Here is a 26,359-nt window from a genome sequence, read left to right on the forward strand (position 1 = left end):
CACCACGTATGAGCCGGTGGTCGCGGGGTCGTTGACGGCGTCGTTGGCCGCGTTGGATCCGGAGGTCGCTGCGGGGATCGACGCGGAGCTGTCGCGGCAGCGGGGCGGTCTGGAGATGATCGCTTCGGAGAACCACACGGCGCAGGCGGTGATGGCGGCGCAGGGTTCGGTGTTGACGAACAAGTATGCCGAAGGGTACCCGGGGCGCCGGTACTACGGTGGGTGCGAGCACGTGGACGTGATCGAGTCGCTGGCGATCGAGCGGGTCAAGGCGCTCTTCGGGGCGGGTTTCGCGAACGTGCAGCCTCATTCGGGGGCCCAGGCCAACGCGTCGGTGATGCACGCGCTGATCCGTCCCGGCGACACGGTGCTGGGGTTGAATCTGGCCCATGGCGGGCACTTGACGCACGGGATGAAGATCAACTTCTCCGGCCGCTTGTACACGATCGTCCCGTACGGGGTGGACGAGTCCAGCTACGAGGTGGACATGGACGAGGTCGAGGCCCTGGCGTTGGAGCACCGGCCGAAGCTGATCGTGGCCGGTTGGTCGGCGTATCCGCGGCAGCTGGACTTCGCCCGCTTCCGGGCGATCGCGGATGCGGTCGGGGCGTACCTGATGGTGGACATGGCGCATTTCGCGGGCCTGGTCGCGGCGGGGCTGCATCCCTCCCCGGTCCCGCACGCGCACGTGGTGACCTCCACGACGCACAAGACGCTGGCGGGCCCGCGCGGCGGAATCATCCTCTCCAACGATCCGGAGATCGCCAAGAAGGTCAACTCCGCGGTGTTCCCGGGCCAGCAGGGCGGGCCGTTGGAGCACGTGATCGCGGGCAAGGCGGTCGCGTTCAAGATCGCCGCGGGCGAGGAGTTCGCCGAACGCCAGGCGCGGACCCTGGCCGGGGCGCGGATCCTGGCCGAACGCCTCACCCGCCCGGACGTGGCCTCGCGGGGGATCAGCGTCTTGACCGGGGGCACGGACGTGCACCTGGTGCTGGTGGACCTGCGGGACTCGGTGCTCGACGGGCAGCAGGCGGAGGATCTGCTCGCGTCCGTGGAGATCACGGTGAACCGCAACGCGGTCCCGTTCGATCCGCGCCCGCCGATGGTGACCTCGGGGCTGCGGATCGGGACCCCGGCCCTGGCCACACGCGGCTTCTCCGAGGCAGCGTTCGCCGAGGTCGCGGACGTGATCGCCGAGGCCCTGATCGCCGGGACCGACGAAAACGGTGCCGATCCGGAGACCCTGGCCGGCCTGAAGGAACGCGTCGAGGCCCTCGCCACCGCCCACCCCCTCTACCCGGACCTGCCGAACCTCGGCTGAGCCCCGGACCGTGCACCACGGGCCCGGGACCGGACCGGTTCCGGGCCCGTAGTGCATCCACGCAAAGGAATCCCCACCCATGGCCATCAGCGTCTTCGACCTCTTCAGCGTCGGCATCGGACCGTCGTCGTCCCACACCGTGGGGCCCATGCGCGCCGCCTTCCGCTTCGTCGAGGGGCTCGCCGAACGGGGCCTCGTCGCGCCCACCGAGGGCCTGCGGATCGACCTCTACGGCTCGCTCGCCGCCACGGGGCGCGGCCACGGCACGTTCACCGCGGTCATGCTCGGCCTCGAGGGCTTCCAGCCCGAGCTGATCCTCCCCGAGCAGGTCGACCAGCGGATCGCGGACCAGGAGGCGAGCGGCGTCCTGCGCCTCGCCGCCGAGCTCGGGGCGCGCAAGGACCTCGCCTACGGGGTGCCGGACATGGTCCAGCACCCGCTCACCGTCCTGCCCCGACACACCAACGGGATGCGCTTCCAGGCCCTGGGGGCCGACGGGGCCGCCCTGGCCGACGAGACCTACTTCTCGATCGGCGGCGGGTTCATCGTCCGCGAGGGCGAGGAGGACGCCGTCGTCGAGGAGATCGAGCAGGACCTCGCGGCCGTGCCCTACCCCTTCCGCACGGCGGCCCAGCTCCTGGGGCACTGCCGCGACACGGGCATGGGCATCAGCGAGGTCATGATGGCCAACGAGTGCGCGACCCGCTCCCGCGAGGAGGTCCGGGAAGGGCTCCTGCACATCTGGTCCGTCATGGAGGAGTCGAAGAACAGCGCCCTGGCACGGGAGGGCCTCCTGCCCGGAGGGCTCAAGGTCCGCCGCCGCGCCCCCGACTGGCACGAACGCCTGTCCAAGGAGGACAAGGACCGCGACCCGAAGTACTGGCAGGAATGGGTCAATCTCGTGGCGCTGGCCGTGAACGAGGAGAACGCCTCGGGCGGCCGCGTCGTCACGGCCCCGACGAACGGCGCCGCCGGCATCATCCCGGCCGTGATGTTCTACGCGACGCACTACTCGCCCGGGATCGGCTGGGCCACGCAGGCGGACAAGGAGGACGTCGTCGTCCGCTTCCTGCTGGCGTCGGCCGCGGTCGGCGTGCTCTACAAGGAGCAGGCGTCGATCTCCGGGGCCGAGGTCGGCTGCCAGGGCGAGGTCGGCTCGGCGTCGTCCATGGCCGCCGCCGGCCTCGCCGAGATCCTCGGCGGCTCCCCGGCCCAGGTGGAGAACGCCGCCGAGATCGCCATGGAGCACAACCTGGGCCTGACGTGCGATCCGATCGGCGGACTCGTGCAGATCCCGTGCATCGAACGCAACGCGATCGCCGCCTCCAAGGCCATCAACGCCGCCAAGATGGCGCTCATGGGGGACGGCGAACACCGCGTGAGCCTGGACGAGGTGATCGTGACCATGCGGGAGACGGGCAAGGACATGAGCCACAAGTACAAGGAAACCGCGCTCGGCGGACTCGCCGTGAACGTCGTCGAGTGCTGATTCCAACCGCCGCCTGACCAGCGGTTTCGGCACACCGCGGGGAGCCCGGTCAAGCCCCTACCGGCGGCGTGCGGGCGGTGCTACGGTGGGCGGACGGACCGAGCAGCACGCGGCGCCGACGCCGCGTGGGAAGGAGTTTCCCCATGGCACACCGGGCAGGTTCCACTGGAATCGACGCCACCCTGTACAGGAAGGAAGGCCCGTGGTGCACGGCCTTCGTCGACGCGTCGTTGGGAACCACCGCGGCGCAGGAGGCCGCCGACACGCTCCCCGATACGGTGGCCCGCCTGCTGCAGAGCCAGCAGGCCGCTCCCGGGGACATCGAGGCCATCCGCGCAGTGCTCGTGCCGGCCGAGGGGCGCCCCGCACCCGTCGCGCGGTTCGTGGCCGTGACGGGCGGCGAAGTGGTGCTGGACGAGCTCGTCCCCGGCGTCCAGGCGGGTGCCCCGCACGTGGAGTGCGGGCCGTTCCCGAACCTCGTTCCCCTCGCCCGGGCCCGCGGCGGACAGTTCCCCTACGTCCTGGCCGAGGTCGGGCGCGACGGAGGCGAGGTCACGCTCCGGCACTCGGCGCTGCCGGGCGTCGCGGAGAGCCGCAGCGTGGAGGGCGATCCCGAGGAGGCGCACCACGCGCGCCGGGTCCCGGGCCGCTACGCCGAGCCGCAGAACCGCTCCCAGACGGAGGAGATCTGGCGCCGCAACGCGGACGAGATCGCCGGGCACATCGACGAGGTGGTCCGCGGCAGCAGTGCCCGGCTTGTGGTCCTCGCCGGCGACGTGAAGGCCCGGGAGCTCGTCCTGGGCCAGCTCGCGGAGGCCACGCGCGCCCTCGCCGTCGAGATCGGCCAGAACACGCGTGCCGGCGGGACGGACCAGTCGCACGCCGCGCAGGCCGTCGAGGCGAAGGTCGCCGAGGTGCAGGCCCTGGACCTCGAGGCGCTCACGGAGAAGATCGGCAACCGGGCCTCGGGCGAGCACCCGGCGGCGGTGTTCGGCTTCGAGGAGGTGGTCTCCGCCCTGCAGCAGGCCCAGGCGGACACCGTGCTGGTCTCGGAGTTCCAGGACGAGCACACGCTGCTCGCCCTCGACGCGGAGCCGTGGCTCGCGACGGACGCCTCCGGCACGCCCGGCGCGGGCGTGATCGGCGAGTGGCCGGCCCCGGAGGTCCTCCTGCGGGCCGCCGCCCTGACGGACGCCGCGATCCGCTACGTCCCGCCGGGCGTGCTGCCGAACGGGGCCGGTATCGCGGCCCTGCTGCGATGGCCCAACGGCCACGCCGGCTGACCCGGCGGCGGCCGGGGATTCCTAGGAATCGAAGCCCATCCCGATCGCGTCCATCGCCTGCAGGAACGGTCCCCTCCGGCCGCCGTTGCGGTCGGAGGCGACCAGGGCCGCCGTCATCGCCTGGACGCCGAGCCAGGCGCCGGGTTCGGGCGGGAACGGCAGCGGCTTGCGGCGGACCAGTTCGAGCCCGGTCAGCTCGGTCGGGGCGCCCCCGAGCAGGTCGAGCATGACGCGGGCGGCGAAGCGGCTCGCCCCGACGCCGAGGCCCGTGAACCCGGCGGCGTAGGCCGTTCGCCCGCCGTGGGCCGTCTCGAAGAACGGGAAGAAGCGGCTGCACGTGTCGATCGCCCCGCCCCACTGGTGGCTGAACCGCACGCCCTCGAGCTGCGGGAAGAACGCCAGGAAGTGGGCCGCGAGGCGGCGGAACGAGGCCGGATGCTGCAGGTGCGCGGGGTCGAGCGAGCGCCCGTAGCGGTAGATCGCGTCGTAGCCGCCGATGAGGATCCGGCGCCCTCCGTCCGCATCGCGCACGGGCCGCAGGTAGTGGAAGCGGTTCCCCGCGTCGGCCAGGCCCTCCCCGCCGTCCCAGCCGATCGAGGACCACTGCGCCGCGTCGAGCGGTTCCGTCATGAGCACGTAGTCGTAGACCGGCACGGTGTGGAGGCGGAGCCGGCGCAGGAGCGGCGGGAACGCGTTGCCGGCGAGCGCCACCTGGTCCGCGGCGACGCGTCCGGCGTCGGTGCGCAGGACGACGCCGGGGCCGCGCCCGCCGCGCTCGAGGGACCTCACGGGGGACTGCTCGATGATCTCGACCCCGGCCTCGGCGCACGACCGGGCGAGTCCCCAGGCGAGCTTCGCGGGGTGGACGAGCACGGTCCGGCCCTCCTCGCGCAGCCCGGCGAGCAGGAGCGGGGAACCGATGCGCTCCAGCATCGCGGCGCGGTCCAGGAACAGGGGGCCGGACCCCGCGCCCCCGTCCGCCTCCTCGCGCAGCCACGCCACCTGGTGCTCCTCGGTCGCGGCCGTGATCGATCCCGAGCGGGCCACGTCGGCGTCGATCCCGTGGCGGTCCAGGTCCGCGAGGAGCGCGGCGAGGTTCTCCCGCCCGAGCTCGATCAGCCGCCCGTTCTCCCGGGGCAGGTGGCGCTGGCCGTTCGCGTCGCCGTGCGTGAGGCTGTCCTCGCAGAAGCCCCCGTTGCGTCCCGACGCCGCCCATCCGATCCGCCCGCCCTCGAGCACCACGACGCGCCGGGCGGGGTCGGCGCGCTTCGCCAGCAGGGCGGTCCAGAGCCCCGTGTAGCCGGCGCCGAGAACGGCGAGGTCCGCGGTGTGCCGGCCGGACAGCGGTGCGCTCGCGGCCGGGCGCGCGGGGGAGTCCAGCCAGTAGGGGCGCGTCGCGGCACCGGCGAGCGCGGCGTCGACGGCGGCTGCCGGGATCCGGGCCTCGGCGCGGTCGAACGCCGTGGGCATCCCCATGCTCAGCCCCCGCCGTAGGGCTGGCGCACGTCGGGGCGCTCGTCGTCGTCCCCGGACCAGGGCGCGATCCACGGTCCGGTGCCCTCGGAGGGGTCGATCACGCCGTCCTCGAGCCAGGCGTAGTCCCCGGCGAGGACCTTCCGCGCGAGCCGGCGGTCGGCGTCGTCCGTGTTGGACCAGAGGGCGCGGAACAGTTCCCCGACGCGGTGCCGGGCCTGCCGGCAGGCGGCGTCGGCGAGCTCGGCGGCGGAGCGGGCGCGGGCCGGATCGGAGCGGGCGATCAGCGCGGCGCGGCTCACGCACGCCGACATCGCGAACAGTTCCGCGCCGATGTCCACGATGCGGCCCAGGAAGGCCTGCCGCCCCTCGAGGCCGGCCTGCCAGCGGGCCATCCCGGCAAAGGTGTGGCGGGCGAGCCGGCGCGAGGCGCGCTCGGCGAAGCGCACGTGCCGCGCGAGCCGGCCGTGCTCCCGGTACGACGTCGGCACGAGCCCCGGTCCCGCCGCGAGGCCCGGGAGCCACCGGGCGTAGAACCGCGAGGCCCCGGCGGCGGCGCGCGCCTTCTCGCCGAGGGCCGCGTCCGCCTCGGCGAGCTTGCCCGCGGCCTTGAGGTGCGCGTCGACGGCCTCCCGGGCGATCAGCAAGTGCATGATCTCCGTGGATCCCTCGAAGATCCGGTTGATCCGCAGGTCGCGCAGCAGCTGCTCTGCGGGAACGGCGCGCTCGCCGCGGGCCCGCTGCGAGTCGGCGGTCTCGTAGCCGCGGCCGCCGCGGATCTGGACGAGCTCGTCGGCGAGCCGGCACGCGGCCTCCGAGGAATAGAGCTTGGCGATGGCCGCCTCGATCCTCACGTCCTTCATGCCCGCGTCGGCGAGCGCGGCCGAGAGCTCGAACACGGACTCGAGGGCGAACGTCGTCGCGGCGAGGTCGGCGAGCTGGCGGCCCACCGCCTCGTGCCGGCCCACCGGACGGCCCCACTGCACGCGTTCGCCCGACCACTCGCGGGCGATCTTCAGGCTCCACTTCCCGGCGCCCGCGCACAGGGCCGGGATCGAGAGCCGGCCGGTGTTCAGGGTGCTCAGGGCGATCTTGAGCCCCTGCCCCTCCGCGCCGAGCCGGTTCGCGGCCGGGACCCGGACGCCGCGGAAGCGCGTCACGCCGTTCTCGATGCCGCGCAACCCCATGAACGCGTTGCGGTTCTCGACCGTGATGCCGGGGCTGTCCGCCTCGACGACGAACGCCGTGATCCCGCCGCGGCGCTCCGTGCCGTCCGCGGCGCGGTAGGGGTCGACGCGGGCCATGACGACGACGAGCTCGGCGACCGTCCCGTTGGTGGTCCAGAGCTTCGCCCCGTCGAGCACGTACGCGTCCCCGTCCGGGGTCGGCGCCGCGGTGGTGCCGAGCCGCGCGGGGTCGGATCCGACGTCGTTCTCCGTCAGCAGGAACGCGGTGACGGCCCCCGCGGCGCAGCGCGGCAGGAACGCGCGCTTCTGCTCCTCGGTGCCGAACATCTTCACGGGCTCCGGGACGCCGATGGACTGGTGGGCCGAGACCAGCGCCCCCATCGCGGGGCTGATCGAGCCGATGAGCATGAGCGCGCGGCCGTAGTCGGCGAGCGTGAGCCCGAGCCCGCCGTACTCGGGAGGGACCTTCATCCCGAACACGCCGAGTCCCCGCAGGGTGTCGATGTAGGCGTCGGGGACGCGCGCCTCGCGTTCGATGAGCCCGGCGTCGAACTCCTCGAGCGCGGACCTCAGCCTCAGAAGGAAGGCGGCTCCCCGCGCGGCGTCCCCGGGCGGCGGCGCGGGGTGGGGGTGGACGAGCGAGAAGTCGAAGGAGCCCAGGAACAGGCCCTTGGCGAAGCTGGGACGTGACCAGCCCGACTCCCGCGCGGCCTCGGCCACGGCGCGGGCCTGACGTTCGTCGATGGTGGCGCCCTGCGGCGTCGTGCTCATGGTGGACCCCCTTGTCCGGCCGGTCCCCGGGGACCAGCCGGCCTCCCGGGGCTGTCCGCCCAGCGTAGCCCGGGCCCCCGGGCCGCGGTAGGGGCGGTTCAGAGGTGGTTCAGGCCCTCCACGAGGACGGAGCGCAGGATGGACTCGATCTCGTCGAACTCCGCCTGGCCGATCGTCAGCGGTGGCGCGAGCTGCACCACGGGGTCGCCGCGGTCGTCCGCCCGGCAGTACAACCCGGCCTCGAAGAGGGCCGTGGAGAGGAATCCGCGGAGCAGGTGCTCCGACTCCTCGTCCGTGAAGGTCTCCTTGGTGGCCTTGTCCTTGACGAGCTCGATCCCGTAGAAGTAGCCCTCGCCGCGCACGTCGCCGACGATCGGCAGGTCCAGGAGCCTCTCGAGCGTCGCGCGGAAGGCCGGGGCGTTGTCCTTGACGTTCTGGTTCAGCCCTTCCCGCTCGAAGAGGTCCAGGTTCGCCATGGCCACGGCCGCCGAGACGGGGTGCCCGCCGAAGGTGTAGCCGTGGTAGAACGTCGTGTCGCCGTGCGTGAACGGCTCGAACAGGCGGTCGGAGGCGATCATCGCCCCGATGGGTGAGTAGCCGCTCGTCATGCCCTTGGCGCACGTGATGATGTCGGGCGTGTAGCCGAAGTCCTGGCACGCGAACATCGAGCCGATCCGGCCGAATGCGCAGATGACCTCGTCCGAGACGAGCAGGACGTCGTATTCGTCGCAGATCTCCCGCACGCGCTGGAAGTAGCCGGGAGGCGGCGGAAAGCAGCCGCCCGAGTTCTGCACGGGCTCGAGGAAGACGGCCGCGACGGAGTCGGGGCCCTCGAACTCGATCGCCTCGGCGATCCGGTCCGCCGCCCACAGGCCGAAGTCCTTCTCGTTGTCCCCGAACTGCTCGGGAGCCCGGTAGAAGTTGGTGTTCGGCACCCGGAAGCTGCCCGGCACGAGCGGCTCGAACGGCGTCTTCATGCCGGGGATCGAGGTGATCGAGAGGGCACCCTGCGGCGTGCCGTGGTAGGCCACGGCACGCGAGATGACCTTCGTCTTGCCCGGCTTGCCCGTGAGCTTGAAGAACTGCTTCGCGAGCTTCCACGCGGACTCGACGGCCTCGCCGCCGCCCGTCGTGAAGAAGACGCGGTTCAGGTCGCCGGGCGTGTAGGAGGCGAGCCGCTCGGCGAGGTCGATCGCGGGCTCGTGGCCGTAGGACCACAGCGGCATGAACGCGAGCTTCTCGGCCTGCCGCGCGGCCGTCTCGGCCAGCTCGGCGCGGCCGTGGCCCGCCTGGACCACGAACAGGCCGGAGAGCCCGTCGATGTAGCCCTTGCCGTGGTCGTCGTAGATCATGTGGCCCTCGCCGCGCGTGATCACGGGGACCGTGCCCCCGTTCACGAGCGGCGCGTGCCGCGCCATGTGCATCCAGAGGTGGTCGCGGGCAGCCTGCTGGCGGTCGGTGCCGCGGGGGGTGGTGCCGGGAAGGGTGTTCATCGTGTGCCCCAGTCGTATTCCTGCTTGCGGAGGGAGAGGTAGAGGAAGGTCTCGGTCTCGCGGACGCCGTCGATGCCGCGGATCTCGTTGATGGTGGACAGGAGGTCGTCGTCGTCCTCGCAGACGACCTCCGCGAGGATGTCCACGGAGCCGGCGACGACGAGGCAGTAGTCGACGGCGGCCAGTTCCGCGACGCGGTCCGCGGTGGCGACCATGTCGCCGTCGGACTTGATGCCGATCATCGCCTGGCGCGTGAAGCCGAGCTGCAGGGGGTCGGTCACGGCCACGACCTGCATGACCTTCGCGTCGATGAGCTTCTGCACGCGCTGGCGCACCGCGGCCTCGCTCAGGCCCACGGCGCGCCCGATGGCCGGGTAGGAACGCCGGCCGTCCTCCTGCAGCTGCTCGATGATCGCCTTGGACGTCGCGTCCATGGCGAAGCCGTTCCCGTTGGGGGTGGCGGATGATGGGGCCACTGGCCTGGACCTCCTGGAGCTCGCCGGCGGACGGGGCGGTCGACCCGTCTCAGCATGAGGGTATCCCCAAAGAATCGGTTGCGAAAGGGAGCAGTCCGCAACGGAATTCGTGCTGAAATCAAAAATTTACAACGCGGCCTATGGACTCGGCCGCGGACGGCTGCCATCATCCAAGCATGACGAGACGACCCCGGCACGAACTCCTCAACGACCCCGCCGTCCGGTCCCTGATCCGCGCGCAGCTGACCCGCCGGAGGTTCCTCTATGGGGCCGGCGGACTCGGGCTGGCCGGCGCGCTCGCCGCGTGCGGAACCCGCGGAGGCACGCAGCAGACCTCCGCCGCCCCGTCCGCCGTCGCGGACATCTCCGCCGACGACCCGACGGTGAACTGGGCGAACTGGACGCTCTACCTCGACTACGACGACTCGACCCGCACCTACCCGAGCCTCGAGACCTTCTTCGAGGAGACCGGCATCCGGGTCAACTACTCGGAGGACATCGACGGCAACGACACCTACTACGGCAAGGTGCAGAGCCAGCTCTCGGCTGGGCAGGACATCGGGCAGGACATCATCACGCTCACGGACTGGATGGCGGCCCGCGTGATCCGCCAGGGCTACGTGCAGGAGCTCGACCACGCGAACATCCCGAACATCTCCAACCTCCTGCCGGCCCTGCGCGAGGTCGACTTCGATCCGGGACGCAACAGGTCCCTGACCTGGCAGTCCGGCTACGCCGGCATCGCCTGGAACAAGGAGGCCGTCCCGGGCGGGCTGCGCACCGTGTCCGACCTCTGGAAGCCCGAGCTGCGCGGCCGCGTCGAGGTCCTCGACGAGATGCGCGACACGATGGGCCTGATCATGCTGGACAACGGCGTGGACATCTCCGGCGACTGGGGCGGCGACGAGTTCGACGCCGGCCTGGAGGTCCTCGAGGAGCAGATCGCCTCGGGCCAGATCCGGCAGGTCCGCGGCAACTCCTACAAGGAGGATCTCGTCTCCGGTGACGCGCTCGCCGTGATCGGCTGGTCCGGCGACATCACGCAGCTGAACTTCGAGAACGACGACCGCTGGGAGTTCGCGATCCCCGAGGCAGGCTGCACGCTCTGGAGCGACAACATGCTCGTCCCCATCGCCTCGCCGCGCAAGACCAACGCGGAGAAGCTCATGGATTTCTACTACGAGCCCGAGATCGCCGCGATCGTGGCCGCCTACGTCAACTTCATCTCGCCCGTCGAGGGCGCGCGCGAGGCCATGGAGCAGATCGACCCGGAGCTCGTGGACAACCCGCTGATCTTCCCCACCGAGGAGGACCTCGCCCAGGCCCACGTCTTCCGCTCCCTCTCCCCGGAGGAGGAATCCGACTTCGGCTCCCGCTTCCAGTCCGCCATCGGGGTCTAGGCCATGGCGCAGGAGGCCCCGGAGCGCCCCCGGGGGACGGCGACGTCGGGCCGGGACCTGGTCCTGGACTCGGTGGTCAAGCGCTTCACCGACTTCACGGCGGTCGACGACGTCTCCCTGACGATCCCGGCCGGATCGTTCTTCGCGCTGCTCGGTCCCTCCGGCTGCGGCAAGACGACGACGCTGCGGATGGTCGCCGGCCTCGAACAGCCGACGTCTGGCACCATCTCCATCGGCGGCGAGGACGTCACGCGCCTCGCCCCGCATCAGCGCCAGGTCAACACCGTCTTCCAGTCCTACGCGCTCTTCCCGCACATGAGCGTCCTGGACAACGTCGCGTTCGGGCTGCGCCGCCGCCGCGTCTCCGGCACGCAGGAGAAGGCCAAGGCGGCCCTGGACATGGTGGAGCTCGGCCACCTCGGCGCCCGGCGTCCGTTCCAGCTCTCGGGAGGGCAGCAGCAGCGCGTCGCGCTCGCCCGGGCCCTCGTGAACCGGCCGGCCGTGCTCCTGCTCGACGAGCCGCTCGGCGCCCTCGACATGAAGCTGCGCCGCCAGATGCAGGTCGAGCTCAAGGCGATCCAGACGGACGTCGGGCTGACGTTCATCCACGTCACCCACGACCAGGAGGAGGCCATGACCATGGCCGACACGGTCGCGGTGATGAACAAGGGACGCGTCGAGCAGCTCGGGCCGCCGCGCGAGCTCTACGAGCTGCCGAAGACGGCCTTCGTCGCGAACTTCCTCGGGAAGTCCAACCTGATGCAGGGCAGTGTCCAGGAAGACCTGGGGGGCATGATCGGCGTCGACGTGGCCGGAGTGCGCGTCCTGGTCCCGAAGGACCGGGCCACGACGCATTCGGGCCGCGTCGTCGCCGGGGTGCGGCCGGAGAAGATGCGCATCCTCGAGGCCTCCGATCCCGTCCCCGACGGCGTGAACCAGCTGCTCGGCGACGTCGTCGACGCCTCCTTCACGGGCATCAGCACCGAGTACCTCGTCGACGCGCCCGGCGTGGGCCTCGTCGGGACGTTCTCCCAGAACCTCGGGCAGAAGCCCGCCGCGCCGGGCGACAAGGTCCGGCTCGTGTGGGACCCGGAGTACACCTTCGGCCTGGCCGGGGACGAGGACGCGGCGGAGGGGGTGGACGCGGTATGAGCACGACGGCGGTGGCGAGCCCCGAGGAGCTCGCGGCTGCCAAGCGGCGGGGCCGCACGGGGCTGTACCTCGTGCTGCCGGGATTCATCTTCCTCCTGCTGTTCTTCGCGGCGCCCGTCGTGGTGCTGCTGGCCATGTCGCTCTACGCGAAGCCGCCGGGGGCCGAGGTCGGGGAGTTCGTCCCCGCGCTCGAGTTCCGCAACTACGCCGTCGTCCTCTCCGCCTACTGGGAGGCGCTCCTGCGCTCCTTCTGGTTCGCGTTCATCGCCACCGTTGCCGCCTTGCTGATCGGCTACCCGATGGCCTACCTCGTGGCCGTGCGGCTGCGCCACCGCAAGCTGCTCGCGGGCATCCTGCTGGTGCTGCTGATCGCGCCGTTCTTCTCCAGCTTCATCCTGCGCACGCAGGCCTGGAAGCAGATCCTCGCCGACGAGGGCCCCGTCGTGGAAGTGCTCCGGGCCGTGGCGATCCTGCCGCCGGACGGCCGCCTGACCGCGACCGCGTTCGCCGTCGTCTGCGGCCTGACCTACAACTTCCTGCCCTTTATGACGCTGCCGATCTACGCGAGCCTCGCGAGCCTGGATACCCGCCTGCTCGAGGCCTCGGGGGACCTGTACGCGACCCCGTTCACGACGTTCCGCAAGGTGACGCTGCCGCTCTCGGCGCCCGGCGTCTTCGCCGGCACCCTCCTGACGTTCATCCCCGCCTCCGGCGACTTCGTCAATGCGTCCCTGCTCGGCAACAACCGCGACACCACGATGATCGGGCAGGTGATCGACTCGCGCTTCTTCCGGGTCGTGGACTACCCGGGGGCCTCGGCGCTGAGCTTCATCCTCATGGTCGCGATCCTGATCCTGGTCATGATCTACATCCGGCGCTTCGGCACCCGGGAACTGTTCTAGGGGGGGGCGGCGATGCGGCAACGGTTCGGGCGCTGGATCATCCCGGTCTTCGGAGGACTCGCCTTCGTCTACCTCCTGGTCCCCATCGCGTACATCTTCGCGTTCTCCTTCAACGACGCCGGACGCACGAACCTGAACTGGCGCGGCTTCACGTGGGCGAACTGGGCGAATCCCTGCGGGGCCCCGCAGGTCTGCGACGCACTGGGGAACTCGCTGCGGATCGGCCTCACGGCGACGCTCATCGCGACCGTCCTGGGCACGTGCATCGCGCTCGGACTGGTCCGCTACAGCTTCCGCTTCCGCAAGGCCGCGGACCTGCTGATCATCCTGCCGCTCGCGACGCCGGAAGTCGTCCTCGGTGCCTCGCTCCTGGCGCAGTTCCTGAACCTGGGCTGGAACCTCGGCTTCTGGACGGTCGTCATCGCCCACACCGTGTTCTGCATGGCGTTCGTCGTCGTGACCGTCCGGGCGCGTGTGGCCTCCCTCGATCCGAAGCTCGAGGAGGCCGCGGCGGACCTCTACGCCTCGCCGCAGTCCGTGTTCTGGAAGGTCACCTTCCCGCTCCTGCTGCCCGGCATCGTCGCGGCCGCGCTGCTGTCCTTCGCGATGAGCTTCGACGACTTCATCATCACCAACTTCAACTCCGGCAACTTCGATACCTTCCCGAAATTCATCTACGTCGCCGCGACGCGGGGCATCCCGGCCCAGGCCAACGTCATCGGCTCGTCGATGTTCCTGCTCGCGCTCGCCGTCGTGCTCGTCGCGCAACTCGTCTCCTACCGCAGGGCCAAGGCACAGGCAGCCCGCTAGCCGCGGGGCTGTGCCAAGATGGTTTCCATGACGGAACCCCGCTGGCTCACGAGCCAGGAACGCGAGGCGTGGCTCGCCCTGAACGCCGTATCGATGCAGCTCCCGAGCCGGCTGGACAGCGAACTGCAGAAGCAGGCGCAGATCACCCTCTTCGACTACAACGTGCTCGCGATGCTCTCCGAATCCGAGGGGCGCATGCTGCCGATGAGCGAGCTCGCCTCGGTCACCAATTCCTCCCTGTCCCGCTTGAGCCATGTCGTGAAGAAGCTGCAGGGCCGCGGTTGGGTGGAGCGCTCGCAGAGCCCCACGGACGCCCGGGTCACGATGGCCCGGCTCAACGACGCCGGTTGGGAGATGCTCGTGGCGCTGGCCCCGCAGCACGTGGAGTCCGTGCGCAGCATCGTCTTCGACGCGCTCGAGCCCGACGACGTTCAGGACCTCGCCCGGATCGGCCGCAAGATCGTCGGCCGGATCAACCCGGCGCACTGGATCTTCCTCGATCAGACGGCGGACTGCTAGGATCACCGCCCGTTTTGCGCTCCACCGCCGCCCGGTCTAGGATGGTAAGGCGTTAAGTCGTGCCCTGAAAGGGGCGCGGTTGCCCGTGAACCGAATAACGCGACCCGACCGAGTAGGGAAAAATGCTCAACCGGGACGCTGAATTCACCGTAAGTTTCGCGCAAGTAAGGCGCTTCGGTTGGTTCTCACCCAGCCTGGTTACCTTCGAACGTCGCAGTAAAAACGGTGTCACAACTGGTGGCGGGACCTTCAACGCAGATCCAGAGGCAGCAGTACCCCGCTGTATCTGTGAGGGAGTACCGCCGATATTTACTACTACCGAGGAGTGATCATGGCAGCTGTTTGCCAGGTGACCGGTGCCGTCCCGAACTTCGGGCACAGCATCTCCCACTCGCACCGCCGCACGAAGCGCCGGTTCGACCCGAACATCCAGAAGAAGCGCTACTGGGTTCCGTCCCTGCGCCGCAACGTCACGCTGACGCTGTCGGTGAAGGGCATCAAGACCATCGACGTGCGCGGCATCGACGCAGTCGTCGCCGACCTGCTCGCGAAGGGAGTGAAGCTCTAACATGGCCAAGGACAAGGACGTACGTCCCATCATCAAGCTCAAGTCCACCGCCGGAACGGGCTTCACCTACGTGACGCGGAAGAACCGTCGTAACGATCCGGACCGCATGGTCCTGAAGAAGTACGACCCGGTCATCCGCAAGCACGTCGAATTCCGAGAGGAGCGCTAAACACATGGCTAAGAAGTCCAAGATCGCCCGCAACGAGCAGCGCAAGGTCGTTGTCGAGCGCTACGCCGCGAAGCGCGCCGAGCTGAAGAAGACCCTCGTCGACCCGAACGCCACCGAGGAGGCCCGCGAAGAGGCCCGCCTGGGCCTGCAGAAGCTGCCCCGCAACGCCTCGCCGGTGCGCGTCCGCAACCGCGACGCCATCGACGGCCGCCCGCGCGGCACGTTCCAGAAGTTCGGCATCTCCCGTGTCCGCTTCCGCGACATGGCCCACAAGGGCGAGCTGCCGGGCATCACCAAGTCCTCCTGGTAGGCCCAACAGCCCACTGGTCGCGGAAAGGCCCCTCCTTCGGGAGGGGCCTTTCCCTGTTAAGGCACTGGCTGTCTTAGCCCTGGCCCCGGAGCCAGCGGCGCCACCGTCCGCGTCTCGCCGTCTTCTCCTCCTCGGCGGCGGCCCGCGCCGCGGCCTCGGCGGCCTCGGAGGCCGCGGCGCGTTCGGCGCGGCGCCGCCTCCAGGCGTCGAGCTCGGCGTCGACGTCGCGCGTCGGCGTCGTGACGGGCGGTCCGCCGAGGAGCTGGCGCCGGGTCTCGATGATCCGGCCGTTGAAGTCCTCGACGGCCTCCCGGACGGCGCGTTCGGTGAAGAGCGCGTCGAGGGTGGCCTCCATGTCGGCGTCCTCGCGGCGCAAGGCGATCGCGGGCGGCCCGAGGCCGCTGATGCCTTCCCGCTCGATGAGGCCCTTGAGCCACCAGTCGGGGTCGTGGGTCCCGCCGAGGCCGGGGATGGGCCGGCCCGCGTACTTCAGCTCGTCGAAGTCGCCGCGGGCCATGGCCTGCTCGATGGCGGTGTTGGCCACCTCGTAGACCTCGTCGGACGGGCGGATGACGGGACGGATGTCCTGCTCCGCCCCGTCGCCGCCGACGTCGACCCGCAGGGCCTCGTCCGTGAACTCCGCCGCCGGGTCCTGCGCGTCACGGTAGCGCGCCGCGCGGACCAGGGCATCGTCGTCGTGTTCCCTCATGCCGCCTCCCGTGTCCGACGTGGTGGTTCAAGGGTAGGCGAGGACGGGGCCGGGGTCAGCCGGGGATGCCCGTGATCTCGTTCGGCACCTGCGGCAGCTCGACGCCCTTGAGCACCGAGCGGCCCACGAGGTCCACGAGGTGCAGCGTCCGGGTGGCCGGCTCCGTCACGTAGGCCGTGGTGCCCTGGACGAAGATGCCGGGCCGCGGCTGCTGCCATTCGAGCGGTTCCTCCCACGCGTCGGTCACGGGGATCTCGTCGACGACCTCGGTCGTGTCCGGGTCGATCACCCGCAGGGCCCCGTCGGCGCCGAGCACGAGCGCCTCGCCCTCGGGGCCGCGGGCCAGGGAGCGGAAGGAGTACGCGGCGCCCGTCTCCACGAGGCTGAGCTCCCCGCTCTCCGTGTCGGTCAGGCTGACCCGGGTCGGGCGTTCCAGCTCCGCGTCGGGGTCGCTCTTGTAGTCGCCGAGGACCACGGTCGAGGCCTCGCTGCCGGCCTGGTTGCCGATCCGCCCGTAGGCGTCGGGCGCCGCGACCTTGGCGATCTTCCCGTTCCGGTAGACCAGCAGGCCGTCCTCGCAGCCGAACACGACGGCTTCATCGGCGGCGACCGCCTCGCCGTGGATGCCGGGGCAGTCGGTGTTCACGGCCAGCTCGGGGCGCGTGCCGTCGGAGCCCGCCGGGCCGTATGCCGTGATGCCGTTGCGCTCCCCGGCCGGCCCGTGCGTGGTCAGGAGCGCCCCGTCCCCGAGCTGGACCGCGACGCCGTGGTGCGCCACGGGCGTCTGGAAGCGGTCCGCGTCCGGGAAGCCGTCCGCGAGGCCGTGCGGGTCGAACACGGCCACCTCACCGGTGCCGTCGTCGAACAGCACGGTCTTGTCCGCGTGCAGGACGACGTGCCCGGGCGTCGTGGCCGGGAAGACGTGCTCCGTGAGCCGCGGCGCGGAGGTGTAGTGGTGGTCGTGGTCGCCGTGGGGCTCGGACCAGGCGCCCGTATCGAGCGCGCGGAAGCCTGCGGAGGTGCTGACGAGGACGTGTCGGCCGTCGCCGGCGGGGTTGACCCGATTGAAGCCCTCGAGTGGTTCGTCGGCGAGGACCTCGCCGCTGTTGGCGTCGAGGACCAGGAGGCCGCCCTCGTAGGTCACGGCGAGGCGCGGGTTGGCGCGGCCGGATTCATGGGTTTCGTGCGCGTCCTCGTGGTCGTGGTCGTCGTGGTGCGTTCCGGCGGGGGAGGACGACGCCGGGGCGGCGCCGGACGTCGTCGGCCCGCCGCACGCGGACAGGGCCAGGGCGCCGGCCAGGACGGCGGCCGCGAGCAGGGGACGGTGGGCGGGTGGATGCGTGAGTGAAGTCATGGTTCGAGACACTAATCTAAATAAGAATCATTCTCAAAACATGCGACGACTTGAGCACTGACCAGCCCGCGCGGGCCCTGAAGAGGCGCCCACACCCCGGAAAACCCCGAAAATCCGCGGAAAACCTGAAAAAACTTGGGCCAAAGGGCCAAAACTGGGCGTGTCCCGGCCCCACGGCTGGTAGTTTCCTTCTCAGAAGTCCCCGTAACCGCGGGGCAGCCCGGGCGTCAGGCCGGGTGCGAATCAGTCCAGGAGGAATGACATTGGCTTTGAACCGTAGCGAGCTTGTTGCAGCCGTCGCCGAGAAGACCGGCAACTCCCAGGTCGCCGTGAACGGCGTGCTGGATGCCGTCTTCGAGACGTTCGTCGAGCAGGTCTCGAAGGGCGAGAAGGTTTCGATCCCGGGCTGGCTCGCCGTCGAGCGCACCGACCGCGCCGCCCGCACGGGCCGCAACCCGCAGACCGGCGAGACCATCCAGATCCCGGCCGGCCACTCCGTGAAGCTGACCGCCGGCTCCAAGCTGAAGGCCGCCGTCGCCAAGTAGGCTCCGCCGCAGCAGCGCGAGGCCCGTCCCACCGTCGAGGTGGGGCGGGCCTCGCCGTTCCCGCGGGGAGCGGCGTTCTACCTGGAGTAGAATCGTGGGGTCCGTCCCTGGACCCCGTCGACCCGAGGAGCGCGCCACCGTGGAGCACCGCAGCCTGCGCCTGCTGCGGGGATGGTCGGGAGCCGTCGCCGCGACCGGGCTGGCCGCCGCATCCCACGCCCTGGCCGGGGCGCCCCTGCCGCATCCGCTGCTGCTCGCCGTCGTCGTGGCCGCCTCCGCCGCCGTGTGCACGGCGCTCGCGGGACGCGGGCTCTCACTCGCCAGGACCTCCCTGGCCGTCGTCGTCAGCCAAGCGCTCTACCACTTCGCCTTCGCGGCGGGCCACGCCCACGGTGCCGGATCCGGGGCTTCAGGCTCCGGGACCGTCCCCCTCCTGCGCGAGACCGGCCTCGGGCATGCCGCCCACGTGGAACTCGTCGCCTCCCCGGCCGCCGCGGCATCCCTCGTGGCCGGTCCGGCCGGCGGCGCCTGGATGCCCGCGGCCCACGCGGCGGCCGCCCTCGCGACCATCCTGGTCCTGCGCCGTGGCGGGCTCGCCGCCCAGGGGCTCGCCGACGTCGTCCTCCTCGCCGCGCCGCGCGCCGTCCTGCGCCCGCGTCCCGTGCCCGTCGATACGGCCCCGGCGCCGCTGCCGTCCGTCCAGGTCCTGGGCCTGCCCGACCTCGGCGTCCCCCTCCGCGCCCTGACCCGGCGCGGCCCACCCGTTCGAGCTGCCTTCTGACCCCGCGGCCGCCTGCCGCACCCCAGGAACAGCTTTCCCCGCCCGTGCTCGACGCGGTACCGGGGAGGAACAGGACAACACCATGAACACCACGCTCCACCGCCCCGCACCGGCAGCAGCCGTCCGTCTCGCCGCCGCGCTCGCCACCGCCCTCCTGATGGCCTGGGCCGTCCTCGCCGCTGCTCCGGCGGCCCGGGCACACGACGCCCTCGCCGACAGCGTGCCGGCCTCCGGCGAGACCCTGACCGAGGCCCCCGCCTCCGTGAGCCTGTCCTACACGGGCGAGCTCAAGCCCATCGGCGCCGAGGTCGAGGTCTCCGGCCCCGACGGCGCGGTCGAGGCCGAGGCCTCCGTCTCGGGGCGCACGCTGACCGTCGCCTTCGCGGCCCCGTTGGACAACGGCGCCTACACCGTCGCCTGGCGGGTCGTCTCGAGCGACGGACACCCCATCGAGAGCGGCGGCGCCCAGGGCGAGGCCCTCGAGTTCACGGTCGACGCCCCCGCGGCGGCGCCCTCCTCGAGCGCCGCGCCCTCCAGTGCCCCGTCCTCCAGCGCCGAGGCCGCCGGAACCGACGCGCCGGCTACCGAGGCGCCCGCCACCGACGCGCCGGACCAGGCCGCCGAGGCGGGACTGCCGCCCGTGCTGATCTGGATCGTCCTGGCCGTCGCCGCGGTGGCCGCGGCCGCCGTCGTCCTGGCCAAGACCCGCCGCCAGGGCCGGTAGGACACCCCGGAGAAGGAGGCAGGCACCGTGGACGCCACCACCGGACACCGCACCGCCGCCGGCCGGCTCTGGCCGGTCCTCGCGTTGCCCGCGCTCGCCGCGGGCGCCGTGGGGCTCGTCGCCGCACTGCTGTACTCCGGCTCGGCGGCCGCGGGCCTGCTCTCCGATCCGGGCGCCCTCACCCGGTGGGGACTGCCCGTCGCGAAGACCGTCCACCACGCCTCGATGGCCCTGGCCATCGGCGCGCTCGTCTTCGCGGCGGCGATCCTGCCCCGCAGCCGCCGCCCGGAGCGGGCCGGGCGCGCCGGGCGCGCCGGGCGCGGAGGCGACGAGGACCGCGACGCCGGAGGAGACACGGGCGGGGAGCACCCCGCCTTCACCCGCGCCATGAACCTCGCCGCCGGCGCCGCGGTGGTCTGGACCCTCGCCGCGGCCGCCGTCCTGGTCCTGACGTTCTCCGACCTCTCCGGGCTCCCGCTGAGCGCCGAACCGAGCTACACGGCCGCCATGATGGACTACGTCCTGGGGATCTCCGTCGGCCAGGCGTGGGCGTGGATGGTCCTCATCGCGGCCGTCACGGCCTCGCTCGCGTTCGGCCTGCGCTCCCCGGGCGGCGTCGCCGTCGCGGCCGTCGCGGCGCTGCTCGGCGTCGTCCCGATCTCGCTCATCGGCCACGCGGCCGGCGGCGACGACCACTGGGGCGCCACCAACGCCATCCTCCTGCACCTCGTCGGCGTCTGCCTGTGGGTGGGAGGCATCGCGACGCTCGCCGTCCTCGCCGACACCCTCGGCGGCCCGGCCCCCGACCGCCGGCGGGGCGCGACGCCGCCCCTCCTGGCCGGCGTCGTCCTGTCCCGCTTCTCGGCCCTCGCCGGGATCTCGATCGCTCTCGTGGCCGCGTCCGGCGTCGTCAGCGCCGTGATCCGGATGGATTCGTGGGCCGACCTGGCCACCCCCTACGGCGGCCTCGTCGCCGCCAAGGCGCTCCTGACCGTGGCGCTCGGCGCGCTCGGCCTGCTCCACCGCACCCGCACCATCCCGTCCCTCCTCGCGGGCCGGACCACCGCGGTGCGGGCCGCGTGGCGGATCGTCGCCGTCGAGGCCGCCATCATGGCCGCCGTCATGGGCATCGCGACGGCGCTCGCGCGGACGGCCCCGCCCGTTCCGGAGGAACTGCCTCCCGCCGCCACGCCCGCCCGCATCCTCACCGGCTACGAGCTCCCGCCCGAGCTCGTGCCGTCCTCCTGGCTGAGCGAATGGCGCTTCGACTGGCTCTGGGTCGCCGTCGTCCTCTTCCTCGGCGCCGCCTACCTCGTGGCCTACGTGCGGCTGAAGCGGCGCGGCGACGCCTGGCCGGCGTGGCGCTTCGCGTCCTGGTTCGTGGGCCTGGCCGCGCTGTTCTACATCACCTCCGGGGCCCCCGCGGTGTACGGAATGGTGCTGTTCTCGATGCACATGGTCGGCCACATGGCACTGACCATGGTGGCCCCGTTCTTCCTGGTCATCGGCTCGCCCGTGACGCTCGCGCTCAAGGCCCTGCCCAGCCGGACCGACGGCACGCGGGGTCCGCGCGAGTGGATCCTGGTGCTCGTGCACTCGGGCTTCTCGAAGATCGTCACGCATCCGCTCTTCGCGGCGGCGAACTTCGCGGGCTCGATCATCATCTTCTACAACACCGAGCTCTTCGGCTTCGCCCTGCGCGAGCACATCGGGCACGAGCTGATGAACCTGCATTTCCTGCTCACGGGCTACATCTTCGCCCTGAACATGATCGGCTCCGATCCGCTCCCGCGCCGCGCCGCCTACCCGCTGCGGCTGTTGATCCTGCTGGCCACGATGAGCTTCCACGCCTTCTACGGGGTGTCCATCATGGGCAGCGAGTCGCTCATGCAGGCCGGCTGGTTCGGGAACATGGGGCGCGACTGGGGCGCCACCCCGCTCGAGGACCAGCGCTTCGGCGCCGGCGCGATGTGGGGGATCGGCGAGGTGCCCACCCTCCTGCTGGCCCTCGGCGTGATGGTGGCGTGGAGCCGGGACGACGCCCGCGAGTCCAAGCGCAAGGACCGCGCGGCGGACCGGGACGACGATGCGGAACTGGCCGCCTACAACGCCATGTTCGCGCAATTGAAGCAGCACGACGATGAAACGGAGCGACGTGGACGCTAGAAGACCCCTCCTGGCCGCGGGCGCCCTCGCGCTCGCCCTCACGCTCGGCGCCTGTTCCGGGAACGACGCCGGGGCCCCGGACGCCGGGGCCTCGTCGGATCCGCACGGGTCCGGGCAGGCGACGGGCGCTCCGGCGGACCCCGGGGGCGAGGCGCCCGGGACGGAGGCGGCGACCGCCGTCCAGGCGGGCATCGCCCGCGCCGCCGGCTACAACTTCACCCTTTCGGCGGTCGCGGGCGAGGCGGAACTGGAGGCCCTGCGCTCCGATCCCGGGGACGCGCTCGACGGCGTCGTCGTGCTCCCGGCGGCGTGCCGGGAGCCGCTCGAGAAGTTGAACTTCTCCCCGGCCGTGCTCGGCGCCGAGGCGGCCCGGACCGACTTCGCGGCCGAGGGCGTCGACGTCACCGGCTCGGTGGAGGTTGCCCGGATCGGCGACCGCGGCGCGCTGGACGCGTACTACGGCACCGTCGACACGCTCGTCCAGGAGTGCTCCTCCACGACCCTGAACATCCAGGAGGAGGGCGCCGGCGGCGGGGTGGTCCCCGCGACGGTCCCGCTGAGCTCGAGCCGGCCGGAGACGGACGCGGACGTGGCCTCCGCCCTCTTCTGGAGCCGCGCGCCGGGCCACGCGAGCCTCGCGCAGCAGGCGCTCGTGCTCGTCGGCGAACGGGGCGGGCACGTGGCCATGGTGTCCTTCATCGGACCCGCGGGGGTCGAGGACGCGAACTTCACCGCGATGGCCGAGGCGATCCTCGAGGAGACGCTGGATGCCCTTCCCGGGGACTGAGCTGCTCGAACGCCGCCAAGTCCCCGTCTACCTCGCGGCGATCGCCTTCGCCGCGGCCGCAGGAGCCGTCTGGCCCGGGCTCGCCGCCCTCGACGCCGTGGTCCTGCCGCTGTTGGGTCTGCTGATGTTCGCCACGTTCCTCGGGGTGCCGCTGACCCGGTGGCGGGCCGGCGTCGTCGACCGCCGCTTCCTGGCCGTCGTCCTGGTCCTGAACTTCGCCGTCGCGCCCCTGCTGGCGTGGGGCTTGTCGCGCTTCGTGGCGGGGGAGCGGCAACTGCTCGTCGGCGTCCTGCTGGTGCTCCTGACGCCGTGCATCGACTACGTCGTGGCCTTCACCCGGCTGGCCGGCGGGGCGGCCTCGAAGCTCCTGGCCGCGACGCCGCTGCTCATGCTCCTGCAGATGCTCCTGCTCCCGGTCTACCTGCCGCTCATGGCCGGCCCGGGAGTGCTTGCCGGCATCGACCCGCGGCCCTTCCTCGAGGCGTTCGTCCTGCTGATCCTGCTCCCGCTCGGCGCGGCCGCCGCGCTCCAGGCCCTCGGGGCGCGCGGCCGGACCGGCGCCGGTGTGGCCCGGGCCGCCGGGTCCTCCGCTGCGGCGTGCATGGTCCCCCTCATGGCGGCCGTGCTCGCCGTCGTCGTTGCCTCCCAATCCGCCGCCGTGGCGCACCGCTGGTCGGAGCTGCTGCCGCTCGTGCCCCTCTATGCCGGGTTCGCGGCCCTCATGGCCGCCGCCGGGATCGCGGCCGGGCGCCTCGCCCGGCTCGAGGAGCCCGGCATCCGTGCCGCGTCCTTCACCGGGGCCACCCGGAACTCCCTCGTCGTGCTGCCCCTCGCCCTCGCCCTGCCCGCGGGCTTCGAGCTCGTCCCGCTCGTCGTCGTGACCCAGACGCTCGTGGAACTGCTCGCGATGGTGGTGATGACCGGCGTCGTACCGCGGCTCGTCCGTAGCACGCCGTCACCGGCGGCGGCCTCCGGGAACAAGCCCGGCGATAATGGGGTTGACCCCTGAAGCACCCCGATCCGCAACCCGAGGAGTCCTGCATGAGCGCCGACACCCCGACCACCACCGCTTCCGTCCGCTCCGCCTACCGCGTGCGCGCCTCGGAACTGGTCGGCCGGAACTGGCTGAACACGGGCGGGAAGCAGGTGTCGCTCGAGGACCTGCGGGGCAAGATCGTGGTCCTCGACTTCTGGACCTTCTGCTGCATCAACTGCCTCCACGTCCTCGACGAGCTGCGCCCGCTCGAGGAGAAGTACCGCGACCTGCTCGTCATCGTCGGCGTCCACTCGCCCAAGTTCGAGCACGAGGCCGATCCGGTGGCGCTCGCCGCCGCCGTCGAGCGCTACGAGATCCACCACCCGGTGCTCGACGATCCGGAGCTCGAGACCTGGCAGGCGTACTCGGCGCGGGCCTGGCCGACCCTCGTCGTCGTCGACCCCGAGGGCTACATTGCCGCACACCTCTCCGGCGAGGGGCACGCGAACGGGCTCGAGGTGCTCGTCGAGGAGCTCGTCGCCGAGCACGAGGCGAAGGGCACGCTGCACCGCGGCGACGGACCGTACGTGGCCCCGCCCGCACGCGAGGGCGACCTGCGTTTCCCCGGCAAGGTGCTGGCCCTGCCCAACGGCAACTTCCTGGTCGGCGACTCCGGCCACCACCGGCTCGTCGAGCTCGCGGGCGACCTGTCCACCGTGGTCCGCACGATCGGCGAGGGCGTCAAGGGCCACGCCGACGGCGGGCCGGAGACCGCCCGCTTCAACGAACCGCAGGGCCTGGCCGCGCTGCCGGCCGACGTCGCGGCCGAGGTCGGCTACGACGTCGTCGTCGCCGACACGGTCAACCACCGCCTGCGGGGCGTCGTGCTCGCGACGGGCGAGGTCCGCACGATCGCCGGCAACGGCGTGCAGCGCCTGCTGGACGCGGAGCAGGCCCGGTCGGCGGGGGACGCCGCGAACGACGCCGGGGCCTGGGTTCCCGAGCTGGGTTCCGATCCGCTGGGCACATCGTTGTCCTCGCCGTGGGACGTGCTGTGGTCGGCGAAGGCCGGAAAGCTCGTGGTGGCGATGGCCGGCACGCACCAGATTTTCTCCTTCGAGCCGCGCTCGGGCGCCCTGGCGGTCTTCGCAGGCACCGGGCTCGAGGGGCTGCAGGACGGCCACCCCGGTCAGGCGTGGTTCGCGCAGAGCTCGGGACTGGCCGACGACGCGAACGGCGACCTCTGGGTTGCCGACTCGGAGACCTCCTCCCTGCGCGTGCTGCGCCTCGGCGAGGACGGACTCGTGGCCTCCGTCGAGACGGCCGTCGGCGCGGGGCTGTTTGACTTCGGGTTCCGGGATGGTGAGGCGTCCGAGGCCCGCCTGCAGCATCCGCTCGGCGTGACCGTGCTGCCGGACGGCTCCGTCGCCGTGGCCGATACCTACAACGGGGCCGTCCGCCGCTACGACCCCTCCAACGGTACGGTCTCGACGCTGGCCCGCGGGCTGGCCGAGCCGTCGGACGTCCTCCTGGACACCTCCGTCGAGGGCGAGCCGGTGCTGCTCGTGGTCGAGACGAACCAGCACCAGCTGGTCCGCCTGCCGCTGCCGAAGGAGGCGCTCACGGTGGACGAGGGGGCCTCGCAGACCCAGCGTCCCAAGACCCCCGTGGCTCCGGGTGCCCACGAGATCGTGGTGCGCTTCTCCGCCCCGAAGGGGCAGAAGCTCGACGACCGCTGGGGTGACCCGACGCAACTGAAGATCTCCTCCTCGCCCGAGGAGCTCATCCTCGAGGGAGCCGGGACCTCGCTTGGCCTGACGCGGACGCTGACCCTGAACCCGGACGTCGCGGACGGCGTCCTGCACATCACCGCCCGCGCGGCGGCGTGCGACGGCGAACCCGGCGGCGAGATCCCCGACCACGCCGCATGCCACCTGTACCAGCAGGACTGGGGCATCCCCGTCCTCCTCGACGCCGACGGCGACTCCGCGCTGACCCTCGACCTCCGCGGCCTCGACTAGCCCGACGGCGTCCTTCCGCTGGGGGACTATCTCATTAACGGTGTATCCGGCGGTTTCTTTTAGTAGCTTTCAGCGGCCGGGAATCGGTCGCTGAAAGTGATGGCGAAGGCGTTCAAAGCGGGCTTCCAACGCACGGCCCATCGGGTCTTGCCGGCACCGGTCGGATCGAGGGATCGGGTGACCAGATACAGGCACTTTAGCGCAGCCTGCTCGGTGGGGAAATGACCCCGGGCCTTCACGGCGCGCCGGTACCTGGCGTTGAGGGATTCGATCGCATTGGTCGAGCAGATCACGCGCCGGATTTCCACGTCATAGTCCAGGAACGGGATGAACTCCTCCCACGCGTTCTCCCACAGCCGCACGATGGCCCCGTATTTCTTGCCCCAGCGCTCGGTGAGCTCCTCGAACGCCGCCCTGGCGGCCGCAGCGTTCACGGCGGTGTAGATGGGCTTCACGTCCCGTTTGAGCGCGTCCCAGTCCTTCTTCGAGGCCAGGCGGAAGGTATTGCGGATCAGGTGGATGATGCAGGTCTGCACGGTTGTCAGCGGCCAGACGTTGGTGACGACTTCGGGCAGGCCTTTGAGGCCGTCGCAGACCAGGAAGAAGGTGTCTTTCACGCCGCGGTTCTTGATGTCGGTGAGCACGCTCATCCAGAACTTCGCGCCCTCACCGCCGGTGCCGGCCCACAGGCCGAGGATGTCCTTCTCACCCTCCAGCGTCACGCCGATCGCGGCGTAGACGGGCCGGTTGGCGACCTGCCCGTCGCGGACCTTGACGACGATGGCGTCGATGAAGATCGCCGCGTAGACCTCATCCAGCGGCCGGTTTTGCCACGCGGCCATCTCGTCGAGCACCCTGTCGGTGATCCGCGAGACGGTCTCCTTTGACACGGACGCACCGTAGATCTCGGCGAAGTGCGCGCTGATTTCCCCGGTGGTCAGGCCCTTGGCATAGAGCGACAGGACCATCTCAT

General features: G+C 71.5%; 25 protein-coding genes. 18 read left to right on the forward strand and 7 right to left on the reverse strand.

Annotated features, from left to right (window positions below; all coding sequences use genetic code 11):
• From glyA to ACQ3I4_RS15280, 3 genes are all read left to right on the forward strand, one after another.
• Positions 1-1,321: serine hydroxymethyltransferase (gene glyA / locus ACQ3I4_RS15270; protein WP_329863754.1), on the forward strand; the 1,321-nt coding region annotated here is incomplete at its 5' end.
• A gap of 79 nt (positions 1,322-1,400) precedes the next feature.
• Complete coding sequence (locus tag ACQ3I4_RS15275; protein WP_329863752.1) at positions 1,401-2,810, forward strand: L-serine ammonia-lyase; 1,410 nt, start codon at positions 1,401-1,403, stop codon at positions 2,808-2,810.
• A 143-nt stretch (positions 2,811-2,953) separates the two neighbouring features.
• A complete protein-coding gene (locus ACQ3I4_RS15280) occupies positions 2,954-4,093 on the forward strand; it encodes a hypothetical protein (protein WP_329863750.1) in 1,140 nt (379 codons plus the stop codon).
• 21 nt (positions 4,094-4,114) lie between these two features.
• On the opposite strand, the gene ACQ3I4_RS15285 is transcribed toward ACQ3I4_RS15280, so the two are convergent.
• From ACQ3I4_RS15285 to ACQ3I4_RS15300, 4 genes are all read right to left on the reverse strand, one after another.
• Positions 4,115-5,563: an NAD(P)/FAD-dependent oxidoreductase gene (locus tag ACQ3I4_RS15285; RefSeq protein ID WP_430633860.1), complete on the reverse strand. Its 1,449-nt coding sequence runs from the start codon at positions 5,561-5,563 to the stop codon at positions 4,115-4,117.
• Between the two features lie 8 nt (positions 5,564-5,571).
• Positions 5,572-7,524, reverse strand: a complete 1,953-nt coding sequence (locus tag ACQ3I4_RS15290) for an acyl-CoA dehydrogenase family protein (protein ID WP_430633861.1) — start codon at positions 7,522-7,524, stop codon at positions 5,572-5,574.
• Between the two features lie 98 nt (positions 7,525-7,622).
• Positions 7,623-9,017 carry an aspartate aminotransferase family protein gene (locus ACQ3I4_RS15295; protein WP_329863744.1) on the reverse strand — a complete coding sequence of 465 codons (1,395 nt, stop codon included), beginning with the start codon at positions 9,015-9,017 and terminating at the stop codon, positions 7,623-7,625.
• On the reverse strand, positions 9,014-9,451 hold the full coding sequence (locus ACQ3I4_RS15300; protein ID WP_329863755.1) for an Lrp/AsnC family transcriptional regulator: 438 nt from the start codon (positions 9,449-9,451) through the stop codon (positions 9,014-9,016). The genes ACQ3I4_RS15295 and ACQ3I4_RS15300 overlap by 4 nt, the downstream gene beginning before the upstream one ends.
• Positions 9,452-9,669: 218 nt before the next feature.
• Here ACQ3I4_RS15300 and ACQ3I4_RS15305 point away from each other — a divergent pair, with 218 nt between their 5' ends.
• The 8 genes from ACQ3I4_RS15305 (at position 9,670) to rpsN (ending at position 15,323) form a co-directional block, all read left to right on the forward strand.
• A complete protein-coding gene (locus tag ACQ3I4_RS15305; RefSeq protein WP_329863742.1) occupies positions 9,670-10,893 on the forward strand; it encodes an ABC transporter substrate-binding protein in 1,224 nt (407 codons plus the stop codon).
• A 3-nt stretch (positions 10,894-10,896) separates the two neighbouring features.
• A complete protein-coding gene (locus ACQ3I4_RS15310) occupies positions 10,897-12,045 on the forward strand; it encodes an ABC transporter ATP-binding protein (protein ID WP_430633862.1) in 1,149 nt (382 codons plus the stop codon).
• Positions 12,042-12,947: an ABC transporter permease gene (locus tag ACQ3I4_RS15315; protein ID WP_329863738.1), complete on the forward strand. Its 906-nt coding sequence runs from the start codon at positions 12,042-12,044 to the stop codon at positions 12,945-12,947. The genes ACQ3I4_RS15310 and ACQ3I4_RS15315 overlap by 4 nt, the downstream gene beginning before the upstream one ends.
• 12 nt (positions 12,948-12,959) lie before the next feature.
• Positions 12,960-13,757 carry an ABC transporter permease gene (locus tag ACQ3I4_RS15320; RefSeq protein ID WP_329863737.1) on the forward strand — a complete coding sequence of 266 codons (798 nt, stop codon included), beginning with the start codon at positions 12,960-12,962 and terminating at the stop codon, positions 13,755-13,757.
• 27 nt (positions 13,758-13,784) lie between these two features.
• On the forward strand, positions 13,785-14,276 hold the full coding sequence (locus ACQ3I4_RS15325) for a MarR family winged helix-turn-helix transcriptional regulator (RefSeq protein ID WP_329863736.1): 492 nt from the start codon (positions 13,785-13,787) through the stop codon (positions 14,274-14,276).
• Positions 14,277-14,607: 331 nt separating this feature from the next.
• On the forward strand, positions 14,608-14,844 hold the full coding sequence (rpmB, locus tag ACQ3I4_RS15330) for a 50S ribosomal protein L28 (protein ID WP_329863734.1): 237 nt from the start codon (positions 14,608-14,610) through the stop codon (positions 14,842-14,844).
• A gap of 1 nt (position 14,845) precedes the next feature.
• Positions 14,846-15,013: a 50S ribosomal protein L33 gene (gene rpmG, locus ACQ3I4_RS15335; protein WP_149955989.1), complete on the forward strand. Its 168-nt coding sequence runs from the start codon at positions 14,846-14,848 to the stop codon at positions 15,011-15,013.
• 4 nt (positions 15,014-15,017) lie between these two features.
• Positions 15,018-15,323 carry a 30S ribosomal protein S14 gene (gene rpsN / locus ACQ3I4_RS15340; protein ID WP_329863730.1) on the forward strand — a complete coding sequence of 102 codons (306 nt, stop codon included), beginning with the start codon at positions 15,018-15,020 and terminating at the stop codon, positions 15,321-15,323.
• A 73-nt stretch (positions 15,324-15,396) separates the two neighbouring features.
• Here the strand turns inward: rpsN and ACQ3I4_RS15345 are convergent, their stop codons facing one another.
• On the reverse strand, positions 15,397-16,032 hold the full coding sequence (locus ACQ3I4_RS15345) for a DUF1992 domain-containing protein (RefSeq protein WP_430633863.1): 636 nt from the start codon (positions 16,030-16,032) through the stop codon (positions 15,397-15,399).
• 55 nt (positions 16,033-16,087) lie between these two features.
• Positions 16,088-17,386 carry a zinc metallochaperone AztD gene (gene aztD / locus ACQ3I4_RS15350; RefSeq protein WP_430633864.1) on the reverse strand — a complete coding sequence of 433 codons (1,299 nt, stop codon included), beginning with the start codon at positions 17,384-17,386 and terminating at the stop codon, positions 16,088-16,090.
• A gap of 263 nt (positions 17,387-17,649) precedes the next feature.
• Between aztD and ACQ3I4_RS15355 the strand changes: the two genes are divergently transcribed.
• The 7 genes from ACQ3I4_RS15355 to ACQ3I4_RS15385 all read left to right on the forward strand — a co-directional run bounded on the left by ACQ3I4_RS15355 (position 17,650) and on the right by ACQ3I4_RS15385 (position 25,386).
• Entirely contained in the window at positions 17,650-17,931 is a 282-nt protein-coding gene (locus tag ACQ3I4_RS15355; RefSeq protein WP_329863725.1) for an HU family DNA-binding protein, read from the forward strand.
• A 139-nt stretch (positions 17,932-18,070) separates the two neighbouring features.
• Positions 18,071-18,712, forward strand: a complete 642-nt coding sequence (locus tag ACQ3I4_RS15360; protein WP_430633865.1) for a hypothetical protein — start codon at positions 18,071-18,073, stop codon at positions 18,710-18,712.
• A gap of 82 nt (positions 18,713-18,794) precedes the next feature.
• The gene (locus ACQ3I4_RS15365) at positions 18,795-19,436 is read left to right on the forward strand and encodes a copper resistance CopC family protein (RefSeq protein ID WP_329863722.1); all 642 of its coding nucleotides are present in this window, start codon (positions 18,795-18,797) and stop codon (positions 19,434-19,436) included.
• Between the two features lie 27 nt (positions 19,437-19,463).
• Positions 19,464-21,602, forward strand: a complete 2,139-nt coding sequence (locus ACQ3I4_RS15370; RefSeq protein WP_430633866.1) for a cytochrome c oxidase assembly protein — start codon at positions 19,464-19,466, stop codon at positions 21,600-21,602.
• Positions 21,577-22,389 (forward strand): hypothetical protein, encoded by an 813-nt coding sequence (locus ACQ3I4_RS15375; RefSeq protein WP_329863720.1) that lies wholly within the window; start codon positions 21,577-21,579, stop codon positions 22,387-22,389. The genes ACQ3I4_RS15370 and ACQ3I4_RS15375 overlap by 26 nt, the downstream gene beginning before the upstream one ends.
• Positions 22,370-23,398 carry an arsenic resistance protein gene (locus ACQ3I4_RS15380; protein ID WP_329863718.1) on the forward strand — a complete coding sequence of 343 codons (1,029 nt, stop codon included), beginning with the start codon at positions 22,370-22,372 and terminating at the stop codon, positions 23,396-23,398. The genes ACQ3I4_RS15375 and ACQ3I4_RS15380 overlap by 20 nt, the downstream gene beginning before the upstream one ends.
• A gap of 32 nt (positions 23,399-23,430) precedes the next feature.
• A complete protein-coding gene (locus ACQ3I4_RS15385; protein WP_329863717.1) occupies positions 23,431-25,386 on the forward strand; it encodes an NHL domain-containing thioredoxin family protein in 1,956 nt (651 codons plus the stop codon).
• 59 nt (positions 25,387-25,445) lie between these two features.
• Here ACQ3I4_RS15385 and ACQ3I4_RS15390 read toward each other — a convergent pair.
• The coding region (locus tag ACQ3I4_RS15390) for an IS256 family transposase (RefSeq protein ID WP_430632801.1) at positions 25,446-26,359 on the reverse strand (914 nt) is incomplete at its 5' end.

Origin of the sequence: Zafaria sp. Z1313 (assembly GCF_050563205.1) — a bacterium.
Classification (GTDB): domain Bacteria; phylum Actinomycetota; class Actinomycetes; order Actinomycetales; family Micrococcaceae; genus JAZDCJ01.